Genomic DNA, 13,990 nt, shown 5'->3' with positions numbered 1-13,990 from the left:
TCCGCGCTGCTGCGGTGAACGTGCAGACTGCCCCGATGTCGCCCGTTCCGTCACAGCCGGACCCCGCGGTTCCACGCCGGATCGCGGCCGGTCTCGTCGTCCTGCTCGGCGGGCTGACGGCGCTCGGCCCGATGACCATCGACCTCTACCTGCCCGCCCTCCCGCGGATGACGCGTGAGCTGGAGACCAGCGAAACGCTGCTCCAGCTCACCCTCACCGCGGCCCTCGTCGGGCTCGCCGTCGGCCAGGCCGTGGTCGGCCCGATCTCCGACGCGGTGGGGAGGCGACGGCCCCTGCTGGTCGGCCTGGCGGCGTACGTCCTCGCCTCCGTGGTGTGTGTGGTCGCGCCGACCATCGAGGTACTCATCGCCGGACGGTTGCTGCAGGCCCTCGCCGGGGCGGCCGGCATCGTGGTCGCCCGCGCGGTCGTCCGGGACCTCGTCTCCGGCCGGGAGGTCGCCCGGCTGTTCTCGATGCTGCTGCTGGTCACCGGGCTCGCCCCGATCCTGGCGCCGGTCGTCGGCGGCCAGTTGCTGCGGTTCGGCGGCTGGCGGGTGTTGTTCGGCGTGCTCGCGGCGTTCGGGGTGGTGCTCTTCCTCGCCGTCCTGCTCGGGCTGCGGGACAGCCTGGCGCCGGAACGCCGCCGGGTCGGCGGGATCAACGACGCGCTGCACACCTACGCCCGGCTGGCCCGCGACCGCGCGTTCCTCGGGTACGCGCTGGCCGGTGGGTTCGGCTTCGCGGGCATGTTCGCCTACATCTCCGCCTCGCCGTTCGTCTACCAGGAGGTGTTCGGCATCAGCCCGCAGGTCTACGGCCTGCTGTTCGGCGCCAACGGCGTGGGGCTGATGGTGTTCTCCCAGACCAACGGCCGGTTGGTACGCCGGATCGACCCGCACCGGTTGCTGGCGGCCGGCCAGCTGATCTCGCTGCTCGGCGCGGTCCTGCTGGTCGTCGGCGCGGCGACCTCGGCGGCCGGCGTGCCCGGCGTCCTCGTCCCGCTGTTCGTCGCGATCGCGAGCTTCGGCATGGTCGGCCCGAACGCGATGGCGCTCGGTCTCGCCCGGCACCCGGAGGCGGCCGGCACGGCGTCCGCACTGATCGGCACCCTGCAGTTCGTCATCGGTGCGGTCGTCGGGCCGCTGGTCACGGTGGTGCAGGTCAGGTCGGCGCTGCCGATGGCGGTGGTCGTGGCGGGCTGCGTGGCGATCGGGCTGGCGGCCCGGGTGACGCTCACGGCTGGTCCGGCGACCCGGCCCGCCCGGGTGCGGTGAGGAACCCGCGTGCGGTGAGGAGGTCCATCACGGCGCTGGTCGCGGTGTCGACGCTGAGGTGGGACGTGTCGAGCGCGAGGTCGGCGTCGGTGGGGACTTCGTACGGGTCGGTGATCCCGGTGAACTCCTTGATCAGGCCGGCGCGCGCCTTGGCGTAGAGACCCTTGCGGTCCCGGCGTTCACACTCGGCCAGCGGGGTCGACACGTGCACCAGGACGAACACGCCACCCGCCGCCTCGACCATGCGCCGTACGTCGTTCCTGGTGCCGGCGTACGGGGCGATCGGCGCGCAGATGGCCACGCCACCGTGCCGGGCCACCTCGGCCGCGACGAACCCGATCCGGGCGATGTTGGCTTCTCGGTCCGCACGGGAGAAGCCGAGCCCGGCTGACAGCATCCGGCGTACGACGTCGCCGTCGAGCATCGTCACGGTCCGGTCGCCGCGTTCGAGCACCAGGTCGTGGAGCTGGCGGGCGAGGGTGGACTTGCCCGACCCCGACAGCCCGGTGAAGAAGACGACCAACCCGCGTCGGTGCGCGGGCGGGTGTTCGGCCCGAAGCAGGTCGGCGACGGGGGCGGGGTAGCGCCCGAGGTCGGTCCAGGTCGTCGGGTCCCCGCCGTCGGAGTGGTCGGCCACCTCGACGGGTTCGCCGTACGCCGAGGCGACCAGGAGCCGCAGCGCGGCGTCCTCGTCGGCGTCGGCGCGCGCGGCCAGGTGGACGGGTACGACCAGCGGTCGCGTGGGCAGGAGCCCCGCGGCCGCCGCGGTCACGCGGACCAGCGTGTGGGCGGACACGCCGCGCGGTGATCCGAGACCGACCAGCGGGAGCAGCACGACCGCGTCGTAGGCCGCCGTGGTCTCCGCCAGGCGGTTCAGGGTCGCCGTGTCGAGTGGACCGTCGACGGGTACGGCCGCGACCTTCACCGTCCCGGCGCAGGTGCCCCCGGTGAGGTCCGCGCGCACCTGCGCCGGGCTGCGGTGCAGGTGCCGGAACACGCCGTCCTCCCGAGGACGCAGTGGCGTGACCGGGCCGGTCAGGGCCCACCGCTCCGGGCCGGGGGCAGGGTCAGCCGGCGACACCGCGTCAGCCGGCGACACCGCGTCAGCCGGCGACACCGCGTCAGCCGGCGACACCGCGTCAGCCGGCGACACCGCGTCGGCGGGTCCGACGGTACGTCCGACCGGCGCGCTCCTCCTCACCGACAGCCGGGCCACCGGCGTCCCCTCAAGGTCGGTGAGGTCGACGGCCGTGACCCCCGCGGCGGCCGGAACGGCGTCGGGCGGGGCCACGACGGTGATCTCGGCGAGGATCCCGTCCAGCGCCAGCGCGAGGTCGTCGTACTCCCTGGGCGAGGGCGCCCAGCTGGGAAGATCGGCGGCGGACTCCAGATCCGCACGAGTGTTCACGCCTCACACCTCCACGATCAGGGTCACCGGGCCGTCGTTGACGAGCGAGACGTCCATGTGCGCGCCGAACCGACCGGTCTCGACGGTGGCGCCGAGCCCGCGCAGGGTCGTGCAGAAGTGCTCGACGAGGGGTTCGGCGACCTCACCGGGCGCGGCCGCCGACCAGGACGGGCGGCGGCCCTTGCGGGTGTCGGCGTACAGGGTGAACTGACTCACCACCAGCAGGGGAGCGCCGACGTCGGAGCACGACCGCTCGCCGTCGAGGATTCGCAGGCCCCAGATCTTGCCGGCCAGCTTCTCGGCCTCGGCCGGGCTGTCGGTGTGGGTCGCGCCGAGCAGGACCAGGAGTCCCGGCTTGTCGATCGCGCCCACAGTTTCGCCGTCGACGACGACACTGGCATGGGAGACACGCTGCACCACCGCACGCATCCCCCTATTGTTCCGGCTCTGCGAGGATGCGACCTATGCCGACCCTGATCACGGTGGCCCCGACAGGAGCGGAGACCACGAAGGGCGCCTGTCCGACGCTTCCGACGAAGCTGTCCGAAGTGGTCGAGACCGCCCGCCGCTGCGAGGCGGCCGGCGCCGCGATGATCCACCTGCACATCCGCGACGCGGAGCATCGGCCGACCCTCGACCTCGGCCGGCTGCGTGCCGCCGTGGCCGCCGTCCGCTCCGAGACCGACCTGGTCGTCCAGCTGTCCACCGGCGGCGCGGTGACCGACTCCTTCGAGGACCGGCTGCGGGTTCTGGACGCCGATCCGGACTCCTGCTCGCTCACCATGGGGACGGTCAACTTCGGCGACGACGTGTTCGCGAACCCCTGGCCGTTCGTGACCGAGCTCTACCAACGCACCCAGGAGCTGCGCATCGTGCCGGAGTTCGAGCTGTTCGACCTCGGCCACGTGGCGGCGCTCCACCGTCTCCTCGACACCTACGGCCTCCCGGCGGGCGGCAAGGTGCACTGCGACCTGGTCATGGGCGTCCCCGGTGGCATGCCGGGTGACGCGCCGACGCTGGTGGCGGTGGTCCAGGCGCTCCCCGACGTGGTGACCTCGTGGTCGGCGACCGGGATCGGGCGTACGACACTGCCGGTCGCGCTCGCCGCGCTCAGCTGCGGCGGCCACCTGCGGGTCGGCATGGAGGACACCAGGAGCTTCGCCCGCGGCCGGCCCGTACGCCACAACGTCGAACTCGTGGAGCGAGCGGCCCAGCTCGCCGGGCTCGCCCAGCGGCCGCCGATGACGACGGAAGACGCGCGGGAGCTTCTCAACGTGAAGCCCGGGTAGTGTTCGGCCTCGTGTCCGCGCCTGAATCCTCGCTCGAGTCGTCGACCGCATCAGCGCCTGAGTCGCTGCCCGTCCTGGCCGAGGTCGTCCGGTCCGGGTTCGTGGAGTGCCGGCACCGGGGCTCGGTGGTGGTGCTGGATCCGGACGGTACGACGTCGTTCGCGCTGGGTGACGCCGTTTCGCCGATCTTCCCGCGCTCGTCCAACAAGCCGATGCAGGCGACCGCCATGCTGCGCAACGGTCTGGACCTCGACGGTGAGCTGCTCGCGCTGGCGACGGCGAGCCACTCCGGTGAGGCGTTCCACGTCGAGGGCGCCCGCCGCATCCTCGCCGGTGCGGGGCTCGACGAGTCGGCCCTGCGTTGCCCACCCGAGCTGCCCGTCGACGAGGACGCACGACGCGTGCGGATCCTGGCCGGCATCGGCCCCGAGCCGATCACGATGAACTGCTCGGGCAAGCACTCGGCCATGCTCGCCACCTGCGTCGCCGCGGGCTGGCCGACGCAGACCTACCTCGACCCACGGCACCCGCTGCAGGTGGCGATCAAGGACACGGTGGAGGAGCTCGCCGGAGAGAAGATCGCACACAGCGGCGTCGACGGCTGTGGTGCGCCGCTCTTCGCACTCAGCCTCACCGGACTGGCGCGGGCGTTCCAGGCGATGGTGGCGGCCCCCGCGGGATCTCCGGAGGCGCGGATCGTCGCGGCGGTGCAGGCGCACCCGGCCTTCACCAGCGGCACGAAGCGCGACGAGGCCGCCCTCATCGCTGCCACGCCCGGACTGTTCGGTAAGGGCGGCGCCGAGGGCTGCTACGCCGTCGCGCTCGCGGACGGTCGGGCCATTGCCCTGAAGATCGAGGACGGCGCACAGCGGGCCCGCCCGGTCGTGATGTCCGCACTGTTGCGCCGGCTCGGCGTCACCAACCCGGTGGTCGAGGCGCAGGCGGCGACCGTGCTCCACGGCGGTGGCGTTCCTGTCGGTGAGATCCGAGCCGTCGGGATCTGACGCCCCGCGGCCTACCCACGCGACACCCATCCCTCCATCCCGGACTCCGGGATAGCGCGAACATGCGGTAGCTGGTGGCTTGCGAGTGCTAACTTTTGCAAGCAGACTGGAGCTATGAAGGTTCGGTCGATCGGCACACTTGGTGACTACCTGCGGGAGCAACGGCGCAACGCGGAGCTTTCGCTGCGGCAGCTCGCCGACCTCGCTGGGGTCTCCAACCCATACCTCAGCCAGATCGAGCGAGGCGTGCGCAAGCCCTCCGCGGAAGTGCTCCAACAGCTCGCGAAGGCGCTGCGGGTATCGGCAGAGGTGCTCTACGTCCGGGCTGGACTGCTCGATTCCACGGAGGGTGGGGAGCGGGAGGACATTTCGGTCGAGATGGCCATTCACGCCGACCCGAATCTCTCCGTACGCCAGAAGCGGGTCCTGCTCGACATCTACTCGTCGTTTCGCCGCGAGGCCGATGAGGAAGAGACCAGTGAGCCGGAACGCGAGAGCACGACCCAGAACCGGGCGGTCCGACACGCCCGTCAGGAGGATTGAAATGCCCCGCACCACTCGCAAGAACCACAGCGAGCCCGCCAGTCCGCTCTACGTGCTGGCCGGCGCCGGTGACCTGGCCGTAGAGAAGATCCGCGAGTTCTCCCGGATGGCCTCGGAGAAGATCTCGTCCCTGGAAAACACCGACCCGGCCGTCGTCTCCGACCGCATGCAGGATCGCATCGAGGAAGGCGCGGACTCTCTCAGCGTCGTCCTGCGCAGCGCCACCAACGACATCCGCACCCAGGCGGAGAAGCTGTCGGACCGGGCGCAGGCCGTCATCCAGTCCGCCTGGATGCAGGCCGGTGACGCCTACGGCGACCTTGCCGAGCGTGGCCAGAACGTCGTCGTCCACCTGCGTGGCCAAAACGGCCGCCAGATCAAGCGCTCCTCGTCCTCGAGCGGCCGTGGGCGCTCGACGTCGAAGGCGGCCGGTGGCCGGTCGACGACCAAGTCGGCGAGCAAGTCGGCCCGCTCGACCAGCAAGTCGACCACCCGCAAGCGCTCCGCCACGAAGGGCCGTTCGACGGCCTCGTCGTCCACGGCGGGAACCCGCAAGAGCACCGGCACCCGCGGCTCGGCGGCGAAGTCGACCTCGACGAACAACAGCTCACGGGCCAACGCCGGCACCGCGCCGAGCACGAGCCCCAGCATGGCGTCGTCCACCACGTCGACGTCCACCAACAGCTGACGCCTGAACCGGCTGGTCCGAGGCGAGGGCGGGCGGCGTCCCGGGGCGAACGCCGTCCTGCCGGCCTGCCCCACGGCCGGCCGGCCCCGCCCGTCGTCGCGGCGGTGGGGCATGCCCCCGCGTGCCTCGACGTCGTACCAGTGCCCCGCGGTGCGCCCGTGGACACGTGTGCGACACGGTCGCCTACCACCGGTGATCGCCGATCGGCCGGCGCACCATCGCGGTGTGTCCCGAGCGTGCGCGGAGCGACCTGAGCGGTGGCCTGACCCCGCGTCCACTGCCGGACCGCTTGGTGACGTACGTCCAGGCTGTCCAGGATCATGGCGCCCGGAAATGTCTCGCGAGTCAGGATTGAAGCGGCCATCCTGACCGGCACCCATCCGGGACTGACGCCAGGTGACACCACTGATGACCGAATCGCGGCTACCCTCGGGGTGTGTTCGAACCCATCTCGATCGTGGGCTACGTGGAGCTTGCTCTCTGGGTCGTCCTGCTGGTGCTGAAGGCGTTCGCCTTCGGTGACGCGGTGATGCGTCCGACCGACGCCTTCCCGGCCGTCAACAAGCAGACGAAGCCGCTGTGGCTGATCCTGACCGGGCTCGCCCTGCTGATCCACCTGATCCCGCAGTTCTGGTCGCCGCTCAGCATCTTCAACATCGCCGGCACCATCGCCGCCGCGGTCTACGTGGTCGGGGTCCGCCCGGCCGTCCGCGAGATCGGTGGCCAGCGCGGCGGCCGCAACGACGGACCCTACGGCGGTTGGTGAGCCGGGACGCCCCGGTTCCGCCCCCGTCACACCCGACGCCCGCGATGCCCCCCGTAGCCCCTCCGCCACCCGAACCCCCGGCTGATCCGCCCGCCGGGTCGTCTACCGAGTCGTTCGCACAGCCGTCAACCGGGCCGCACCCACCCCGTCCGAAAGCACTCCTGACGGGCGCGGGGCGGCCCGTCACGGTGTTCGCCCACGGACTGGCCGGCTCCATCGCGGAGACGCGCCCCTTCGGCAGTGGCGTCCGCGGAACCCGTGCCTTCTTCCACTTCCGCGGTCACGGCGGCGCGCTGCCCGCCACGAAGACACCACCGGAGCGGTGGCGCCACGCCGACCTGGCCGCCGAACTCCGCATGGTGGCCGATGACACCGAAGCGACCCGGGCGGCCGGCCTGTCCCTCGGCGCGGGCGCGATCCTGCGCCTGCTCGCGGACACACCTGACCGGTTCGAGCGCGTCGTCCTCCTGCTCCCCGCCAGCCTGGACACCCCCCGCCCCGACTCCGTCGTAGCCCGGATGCACGCGGCCGCCGACCTCGTGGACCGCCGGGACCACGACGGCCTGGCGAGGGCCCTGCGCGACCTGCAGCCCGAGGTCGCGCGGAGCCGGCCCGACGTCGTGGCCTGGTCACGCGAGCGGGCGCAGGCGCTGGCGGGTACACCGTTCGCGCAGATCGTGCGGGCCTTCTCCCGACAGCCTCCGCTGACCGACCGGAAGGTCCTGGCCCGCTGCGTCGTCCCCGTCCTCGTGATCGGTCAGGCCGGAGACGAGGCGCACCCGGCGGAGGTGGCCCGTGAGGTGGCGGCCGCGTTCCCGCGCGGCGAGCTGAGCCTCTTCCCGCCCGGCGGCCTCCTGTGGGCGCACCGCCAGCAGGTGCGCGAGCGCATCACCGCGTTTCTCAACGGCTAGGGTGCGCCTCCCGCGGGCACGACCTGGGCGGCGGACCGCGGACACTCGCCGCCGTGGTGCGTGGAGTCGCCGAGCACCGCGGCTAGCGTGTTCTCATGACCAGCGCGGAGATCGATCGTCACGGCCGTACGCAGCGGCTCGAGCTGACCGACCAGAGTGTCCGGGAGTGGGACGCGACGGTCCTGGACTCCGCACCGGAGAGCGGCATCGTGCTGGACCGCTCGGCGTTCTATCCCGGCGGGGGCGGGCAACCACCGGACGAGGGTGTCCTGCTCTGGGGCGGCGTACGGACCCGGATCGTCGGAGTCCGCAAGGGTGACGACCTCGCCCTCCTTCCGCACGAGGACGACCCGATCCCGCCGGTCGGAACGCCCGTACGAGGAGCGGTCGAGGACGCTCGGCGGACGGCACTCATGCGCACCCACTCGGCGCTGCACCTGCTCGGCGGAGTCGTCTTCCGCGACTACGGCGCGCTGATCACCGGGTCGAACATGAATCCGCTGGAGGGCCGGCTGGACTTCAACCTGGACTCCCTGCCCGAGGGGTTCCGGGACCGGGTGGCCGAGGCCGCCAACGTCGAGGTCAGCGCCGACCGGGCGATCGAGGTGCGGGTCCTGCCGCGGGCCGAGGCGTTCGCCCTGCCCGACATCATCCGCACCGCCACCAACCTCGTCCCGCCCGAGGTCGAGGTCGTCCGTCTCGTCGACATCACCGGACTCGACGTCCAGGCCGACGCGGGCACCCACGTCGCGTCCACGAGAAGCATCGGCGCGATCGAGATCGCCAAGGTGGAGAACAAGGGCCGCGGCTTCCGGCGGGTGCGCATCCGGCTGGCTCCCTGACCGGCCTCCGGAGCGTCGCTCCTGTGCGACTATGAAGGTCTTGGAACCGCCATGACCGAGCATCGCAGACCGTCGCTGACGACGCAGCACGACCGCGCCCCTGTTGTGGACGCCGGACGGCTGTGGGCCGGTGGTGTCGCCACGGCGCTCGTCTCCGCACTGGTCGTGGTCGTGGGTCTCGTCGTCGTCCGGGCATTCGCTCACATTTCCGTCGTTCCGCCCCTGAGTGGCGCCGAACTCGGCGAATCGACCACGCTCGCCTACGCCGTGACAGCAGCCGTCGCGGCGGTCGCCGCGACCGGTCTCCTGCACGTCCTGCTCATCGCGGCACCACGCCCGCTGCTGTTCTTCTCCTGGATCGTCGCGCTGACCACGGTCGTCGGCGTGGTCGTACCGTTTCTGGCCTCCGCCAACCTGACCAGTGAGCTCGTCACCGGCGCGATCAACCTCGTGGTGGGCATCGCCGTCCTGTCCCTGTTGAACGGCGTCGGCCACGGCGCGTCGAGTCGGAGGTGAGCGTGGACGTCCTACTCATCGAGGGAGACATCACCACGCAGCGGGTCGATGCGGTGGTGAACGCAGCCAACCGCCAGATGCGGGGCGGAGGAGGCGTGGACGGGGCGATCCACCGCGCCGGCGGGCCGGCCATCCTCGAGGAGTGCGTTCGCCGCTACCCCGACGGGGTGCCGACCGGCGAGGCCGGCTGGACGACCGCCGGCAACATGCCCGCCCGCTGGGTGATCCACGTTGTCGGACCGAACTGGAACGCCGGCCAGCGTGATCCGGCCCTGCTCGCCTCCTGCTACCGCAACTCCCTCGGCGTCGCCGACGAGTTGGGAGCCGCGAGCGTGGCGTTCCCCGCGATCTCCGCCGGTCTGTTCGGTTGGCCCCTCGACGACGCCGCCGAAACCGCTGTCCGGATCGTCCGCAACACGCCCACCCGGGTGCAGGAGGTACGTTTCGTCCTCTTCACCGCGCCCGTCTATGCCGCGTTTTCGCGCGCGATGTCGGACAGCGGGGAATGACCGAGCGCCGGTCGGAGGTTGTCGTTGGTTGGCCCGCACAATCGCAGCACCGACCCGAGCGGGCGCGTCGTTTCGTGCTCAGAGCCGCGAGGAGGTGCGTCGGGGTGCGCTACAGGACCCGGCCGAGGCGGGTGGCGATGTTGAGCGTTCACACGTCCCCGTTGGACCAGCCCGGCGTCGGCGACGCCGGTGGGATGAACGTCTACGTCGTCGAGCTCGCCCGCCGGATCGCGGCACTCGACATCGAGGTGGAGATCTTCACCAGGGCGACGCGCAGTGACCTGCCGCCGGTGGTGGAGGCCGATCCGGGTGTGCGGGTGCGGCACGTCGTGGCCGGACCGTTCGAGGGCCTGGCGAAGAACGAGCTGCCCGCCCAGCTGTGCGCGTTCGCCCGCGGCGTCCTGCGCGCGGAGGCGGACCACGAGGTCGGGTGGTACGACCTCATCCACTCCCACTACTGGTTGTCCGGCCAGATCGGTGCGCTCGCGAAGGAGCGTTGGGGCGTCCCGCTGGTGCACTCCATGCACACCATGGGAAAGGTGAAGAACGCCCTCCTCGCGGCGGGGGACGAGCCCGAGCCGCGGGCCCGGATCATCGGCGAGGAACAGGTGGTCGAGGCGGCCGACTGGTTGGTCGCCAACACCGACGAGGAGGCCCGCCAGCTGATCGAGATGTACGACGCCGACCCGCGCTCCGTCGTCACGGTCAACCCCGGCGTGGACCTGGAGGTGTTCACCCCTGGGGACTGTCTGGCCGCCCGTCGGCTGCTCGGGCTGCCCGAGGACGCGGTGGTGTTGATGTTCGTCGGCCGGATCCAGCCGCTCAAGGCACCCGACGTTCTGGTGCGGGCGGCGGCGGAGCTCCTCACGCTGCGGCCGGAGCTGCGCGATCGGCTGGTCGTGGCCGTGGTCGGTGGGCCGAGCGGGTCGGGGACGGCCGCGCCAGATGCGCTCGCCGACCTGGCCGCCGACCTCGGCATCGCCGCCAACGTGCGGTTCGTCCCGCCGGTACGCCAGGCCGAGCTCGCCCAGTGGTATCGCGCCGCGACGCTGGTGGCGGTTCCGTCGTACAACGAGTCGTTCGGTCTGGTGGCCCTGGAGGCGCAGGCCTGCGGTACGCCGGTGGTGGCGGCCGCCACCGGCGGGCTGCTGACCGCGGTGTCCGACGGTGACTCCGGCATCCTCGTCGACGGGCACGATCCACGGGAGTGGGCCAGGGTCCTGGAGGAGCTGCTGGGCGACCCCGCCCAGCTGACCCGGTTGGGTCTGGGCGGCGTGAAGCATGCGCAGGGGTTCGGCTGGGCCGTGACGGCGGCGCGAACGCTGGAGATCTACGCTGCCGCGCTCGCGCCGCCGGAACACTCGGTCAGGGTCCTTGGACGCTGACCCGGGCCGGGCCGTCCGGAGTCCTCACAGCACGCCCCGGGCGACCGGCAACCTGCGGACCGCCGCCGCCAGCAGCCAGGTCACGGGAACCGCGATCGCCAAGGTGAGCGCGAACTTCAGCAGGTGGTTCAGGTCCAGGCCGCGCAGGGAGACCCCGATCGCGACCAGGACGACCGGATGGATGACGTAGACCGCGAACGCGTTACGGGCGAGGAACCCGCCCAGCCGCCCACGCCGGTCGAGGAACCGCCGGAACACCGTGAACAGCACGAGGATGGCGCCGACGGAGAACAGCGCGTCCCACATCGCCTGGGCGAGGGCGGCGCTGCCCCCGGCCGACTGGCCGGCGCTCGCATCGAGGTTCATCAACGGGAGGAACACGATGCTCGCGACCAGCATCACCGCGCCACCGAGCCAACCGTAGGAGCCGGGCAGCCGGTGGAACCAGTTCCGCCGGTAGGCGAGGACGCCGACCGCGAACAGGCTGAGGTACTGCGGCAGGTAGGCGGCGCTCGGCAGCCCGACGACCGGGATGTACGTCCCGACCGGCACCAGCATCCGCCAGAGGAAGGACACCGCGCCGAGCGCGACGCCGTACCCCAGAACCGCCCAGATGCGAGGCGGACGCGCCTGTTCGTCGACGACCTTCGCGGGAGCCGGCCGCCAGGTGCGAACGAGCGCGTAGCCGAGCGCGAAGACCAGCAGCACCTCGACGAACCACAGCGGTCCGGGGTCGAAGCTCAGGACGTAGTACAACGCGTACGACGGGCGCTCGTCCGGCGCGATCGCGAAGTATGCCGGCAGCGTGTAGAGCGGGCGGAGCAGGAACAGGAACGCCAGCAGCGGGATCCCGAGCCGACGCAACCGGTCGAGGGAGAACCGCCGCGCGCCCTTGGTGTCGAACGAGCGTGGCGTGAAGTAGCCGGAGAGCAGGAAGAAGAACCCCATGAAGTACACCTGGTTCAGCCCGACCAGGAGGTCGAGTGGCGCACCCTCGGCCGGGTTGCTCGGCGGCTCCAGGTAGGTCCACGCGGGGATGTTGCCGTAGGTGATGGCCAGGTGGTGGGCCAGCACGGTGTGTCCGAACCACCACGGGCTCGCCGCGCCACGACCTCCCAGGTTCTCGACGTGTCGGACCGGGTTGTCATGGCGTCACTTTCGGGTGGCGTGGTGGAAGAGGTCGACGGCCGCGTCGATGTAGGCGGACACGTCGGTGTCTGGGTGGGCGAGGAGTTCGCCGACGGTTCCGTCGATGAGCCGGCGGATGGCGAGCGCCATCACCCGAACGTCGAAGGTCCGGAACACGCCGGCTTCCTGGCCGCCGCGCAGCAGTTCGATCAGGGGAGCGAACACCGGCTCCTCCGCCGCGACGTCGTACTTCGGTCGCCCCTGCTTGTCGCGGAAACTCATGAAAATCTCGGTGACGACCGCGATCTGCTTGCGGTGCGTCGCGATGAACTCGATGTTGGCCGAGATGTAGGCCCGGAGCTGTTCGACGGGCCCCGTGGCGTCCTTGAGCTGGGAGTTCCACATGAACTCCCCACCGACTGCGTAGATGTGGACGACGACCTGCTCGATCAGCTCGTCCTTGCCGGCGAAGTGGTAGGAGATCACGCCCTTGCTGATCCCCGCCCGCTGCGCGATCCGCGACAGCGAGGCGCCCGCGTAGCCCACCTCGGCGATCGTGTCGATCGCACAGTCGATGATCTGCGTCCGTCGTGCCTCCTCGATGAAGGAGCGCGGCGTGGCCTCGGCCGCGGGCTGACCGTCCGGCTGCTTTTCTGACCGCATGGTCAAAAGTTAGCACGGGTGGTCAGTGAGCAGTCAACCGTTACGGTGTGCTGGTGAGCGATGACCCTGCCGGCGTGATCCGGGCCGCCCTCGCCGACCTGGACGCGCGGCACGAGGAGGCGCGACCAGGCACGTTCGTGGTGACCCTGCCGGGGGAGCAGAAGCTGACGACGACCTGCGTCCTCGAGGTCGGGCAGCAGGCGGTGAGCGTGCACGCCTTCGTCGTACGCCGGGCGGACGAGAACCACGAAGCGGTCTACCGCTTCCTGCTCGAGCGGAACCTACGGCTGTACGGCGTGGCGTTCGCCGTGGATCATCTCGGTGACATCCACCTGACCGGCAAGCTGCCGTTGGGCGCCGTGACGCCGGAGGAGATCGACCGAGTGCTGGGTGTGGTCCTCTCCGCGGCGGACTCGTCGTTCAACCACCTGCTCGAACTCGGCTTCGCGACCGCGATCCGGCGCGAGTGGGCGTGGCGGACCTCGCGGGGTGAGTCGACGGCCAACCTGGAGGCGTTCCGCCGACTCGCTCCCGAGGAGGGCTGAGGTCAGCCCTCGACCAGCACCTCGCCGCCGGCGACGGTGATGATCGTGCCCTGGGCGAGCGCGCAGAGGGTCGTGCGTTCCCGGGCGTCGGAGGTGCCGATCTCGCACCGCACCACGGCGAGCCGGCTGCCGGCGTTCACCACCGTCGCGGTGGCGACCATCCGCTCACCCACGGCGGGCCGGAGATAGTTGATCTTGAACTCCGCCGTCGCCACGGCGGGGCCGAGCAGCGAGCCACCGGCGAAGCTCATGGAGTTGTCCGCGAGGTAGCTGGTCACGCCCCCGTGCGCGTGGCCGTACTGCTGCAGCAGTTGGGGGCCGAGCGGCACCGAGAGCTCGGCGTACCCCGGGCGGAACACGTCCAGCCGCGCCCCGAGCAGGGTGCTGAACGACTGCGCGGCGAGGAGCTCCCGACCGAGCCGGAGGAGGGCCTCCGGGTCATCGGGGAGTAAGCGGTTCGTCACGCGGCCAAGTCAACCCTTCCGGTGTACGGGCCTCCAAGCTTCGCTCGGTAAAGTC

Annotated in this window: 17 protein-coding genes; 12 read left to right on the top strand and 5 right to left on the bottom strand. The window is 71.3% G+C overall.

The window, feature by feature from the left end; genetic code table 11:
* Positions 1 to 35 precede the first annotated feature (35 nt).
* A complete protein-coding gene (locus tag HEB94_RS46130) occupies positions 36 to 1,274 on the top strand; it encodes a Bcr/CflA family multidrug efflux MFS transporter (RefSeq protein WP_192755692.1) in 1,239 nt (412 codons plus the stop codon).
* On the opposite strand, the gene cysC is transcribed toward HEB94_RS46130, so the two are convergent.
* Positions 1,234 to 2,682, bottom strand: a complete 1,449-nt coding sequence (gene cysC / locus HEB94_RS54030; RefSeq protein WP_192755691.1) for an adenylyl-sulfate kinase — start codon at positions 2,680 to 2,682, stop codon at positions 1,234 to 1,236. The two genes, HEB94_RS46130 and cysC, sit on opposite strands and share 41 nt — an antisense overlap.
* 3 nt (positions 2,683 to 2,685) lie before the next feature.
* Positions 2,686 to 3,111 carry a D-aminoacyl-tRNA deacylase gene (gene dtd / locus HEB94_RS46120; protein ID WP_192755690.1) on the bottom strand — a complete coding sequence of 142 codons (426 nt, stop codon included), beginning with the start codon at positions 3,109 to 3,111 and terminating at the stop codon, positions 2,686 to 2,688.
* 35 nt (positions 3,112 to 3,146) lie between these two features.
* Between dtd and HEB94_RS46115 the strand changes: the two genes are divergently transcribed.
* From HEB94_RS46115 to mshA, 10 genes are all read left to right on the top strand, one after another.
* A complete protein-coding gene (locus HEB94_RS46115; protein ID WP_192755689.1) occupies positions 3,147 to 3,971 on the top strand; it encodes a beta-keto acid cleavage family enzyme in 825 nt (274 codons plus the stop codon).
* Between the two features lie 11 nt (positions 3,972 to 3,982).
* Positions 3,983 to 4,975, top strand: coding sequence for an asparaginase (locus HEB94_RS46110; protein WP_192755688.1), 993 nt, complete (start codon positions 3,983 to 3,985; stop codon positions 4,973 to 4,975).
* 114 nt (positions 4,976 to 5,089) lie between these two features.
* Positions 5,090 to 5,518, top strand: a complete 429-nt coding sequence (locus HEB94_RS46105; protein ID WP_192755687.1) for a helix-turn-helix domain-containing protein — start codon at positions 5,090 to 5,092, stop codon at positions 5,516 to 5,518.
* Position 5,519: 1 nt separating this feature from the next.
* Complete coding sequence (locus HEB94_RS46100) at positions 5,520 to 6,206, top strand: hypothetical protein (RefSeq protein WP_192755686.1); 687 nt, start codon at positions 5,520 to 5,522, stop codon at positions 6,204 to 6,206.
* 436 nt (positions 6,207 to 6,642) lie between these two features.
* Positions 6,643 to 6,972 (top strand): DUF2516 family protein, encoded by a 330-nt coding sequence (locus HEB94_RS46095; protein WP_202896899.1) that lies wholly within the window; start codon positions 6,643 to 6,645, stop codon positions 6,970 to 6,972.
* Between the two features lie 188 nt (positions 6,973 to 7,160).
* Positions 7,161 to 7,883: an alpha/beta fold hydrolase gene (locus HEB94_RS46090; protein ID WP_202896898.1), complete on the top strand. Its 723-nt coding sequence runs from the start codon at positions 7,161 to 7,163 to the stop codon at positions 7,881 to 7,883.
* A 95-nt stretch (positions 7,884 to 7,978) separates the two neighbouring features.
* On the top strand, positions 7,979 to 8,725 hold the full coding sequence (locus HEB94_RS46085; protein ID WP_192755685.1) for an alanyl-tRNA editing protein: 747 nt from the start codon (positions 7,979 to 7,981) through the stop codon (positions 8,723 to 8,725).
* Between the two features lie 51 nt (positions 8,726 to 8,776).
* Positions 8,777 to 9,241 carry a DUF6069 family protein gene (locus HEB94_RS46080; RefSeq protein WP_192755684.1) on the top strand — a complete coding sequence of 155 codons (465 nt, stop codon included), beginning with the start codon at positions 8,777 to 8,779 and terminating at the stop codon, positions 9,239 to 9,241.
* 2 nt (positions 9,242 to 9,243) lie between these two features.
* Positions 9,244 to 9,750, top strand: a complete 507-nt coding sequence (locus HEB94_RS46075) for an O-acetyl-ADP-ribose deacetylase (RefSeq protein WP_192755683.1) — start codon at positions 9,244 to 9,246, stop codon at positions 9,748 to 9,750.
* A gap of 137 nt (positions 9,751 to 9,887) precedes the next feature.
* On the top strand, positions 9,888 to 11,135 hold the full coding sequence (gene mshA, locus HEB94_RS46070) for a D-inositol-3-phosphate glycosyltransferase (RefSeq protein WP_202896897.1): 1,248 nt from the start codon (positions 9,888 to 9,890) through the stop codon (positions 11,133 to 11,135).
* 24 nt (positions 11,136 to 11,159) lie between these two features.
* Here the strand turns inward: mshA and HEB94_RS46065 are convergent, their stop codons facing one another.
* Positions 11,160 to 12,209, bottom strand: coding sequence for an acyltransferase family protein (locus HEB94_RS46065; protein WP_192755681.1), 1,050 nt, complete (start codon positions 12,207 to 12,209; stop codon positions 11,160 to 11,162).
* A 78-nt stretch (positions 12,210 to 12,287) separates the two neighbouring features.
* Entirely contained in the window at positions 12,288 to 12,926 is a 639-nt protein-coding gene (locus tag HEB94_RS46060; protein ID WP_192755680.1) for a TetR/AcrR family transcriptional regulator, read from the bottom strand.
* Positions 12,927 to 12,979: 53 nt separating this feature from the next.
* Between HEB94_RS46060 and HEB94_RS46055 the strand changes: the two genes are divergently transcribed.
* The gene (locus HEB94_RS46055) at positions 12,980 to 13,471 is read left to right on the top strand and encodes a type III secretion system chaperone family protein (RefSeq protein ID WP_337918441.1); all 492 of its coding nucleotides are present in this window, start codon (positions 12,980 to 12,982) and stop codon (positions 13,469 to 13,471) included.
* Positions 13,472 to 13,473: 2 nt separating this feature from the next.
* Here the strand turns inward: HEB94_RS46055 and HEB94_RS46050 are convergent, their stop codons facing one another.
* Positions 13,474 to 13,935, bottom strand: coding sequence for a hotdog fold thioesterase (locus HEB94_RS46050; protein WP_192755679.1), 462 nt, complete (start codon positions 13,933 to 13,935; stop codon positions 13,474 to 13,476).
* Positions 13,936 to 13,990 lie beyond the last annotated feature (55 nt).

The sequence above is a fragment of the Actinopolymorpha pittospori genome (assembly GCF_014873875.1).
Lineage (GTDB): Bacteria > Actinomycetota > Actinomycetes > Propionibacteriales > Actinopolymorphaceae > Actinopolymorpha > Actinopolymorpha pittospori.
Note: the sequence above shows the minus strand (reverse complement) of the source record. Positions and strands in the feature narration are given on the sequence as shown.

Excerpts from the sequence above, each read along its gene's own strand:
- HEB94_RS46130 (WP_192755692.1), top strand. The coding sequence starts at position 36 with ATGTCGCCCGTTCCGTCACAGCCGGACCCCGCGGTTCCACGCCGGATC.
- dtd (WP_192755690.1), bottom strand. The coding sequence starts at position 3,111 with ATGCGTGCGGTGGTGCAGCGTGTCTCCCATGCCAGTGTCGTCGTCGAC.
- HEB94_RS46115 (WP_192755689.1), top strand. The coding sequence starts at position 3,147 with ATGCCGACCCTGATCACGGTGGCCCCGACAGGAGCGGAGACCACGAAG.
- HEB94_RS46105 (WP_192755687.1), top strand. The coding sequence starts at position 5,090 with ATGAAGGTTCGGTCGATCGGCACACTTGGTGACTACCTGCGGGAGCAA.
- HEB94_RS46100 (WP_192755686.1), top strand. The coding sequence starts at position 5,520 with ATGCCCCGCACCACTCGCAAGAACCACAGCGAGCCCGCCAGTCCGCTC.
- HEB94_RS46085 (WP_192755685.1), top strand. The coding sequence starts at position 7,979 with ATGACCAGCGCGGAGATCGATCGTCACGGCCGTACGCAGCGGCTCGAG.
- HEB94_RS46080 (WP_192755684.1), top strand. The coding sequence starts at position 8,777 with ATGACCGAGCATCGCAGACCGTCGCTGACGACGCAGCACGACCGCGCC.
- mshA (WP_202896897.1), top strand. The coding sequence starts at position 9,888 with ATGTTGAGCGTTCACACGTCCCCGTTGGACCAGCCCGGCGTCGGCGAC.
- HEB94_RS46060 (WP_192755680.1), bottom strand. The coding sequence starts at position 12,926 with ATGCGGTCAGAAAAGCAGCCGGACGGTCAGCCCGCGGCCGAGGCCACG.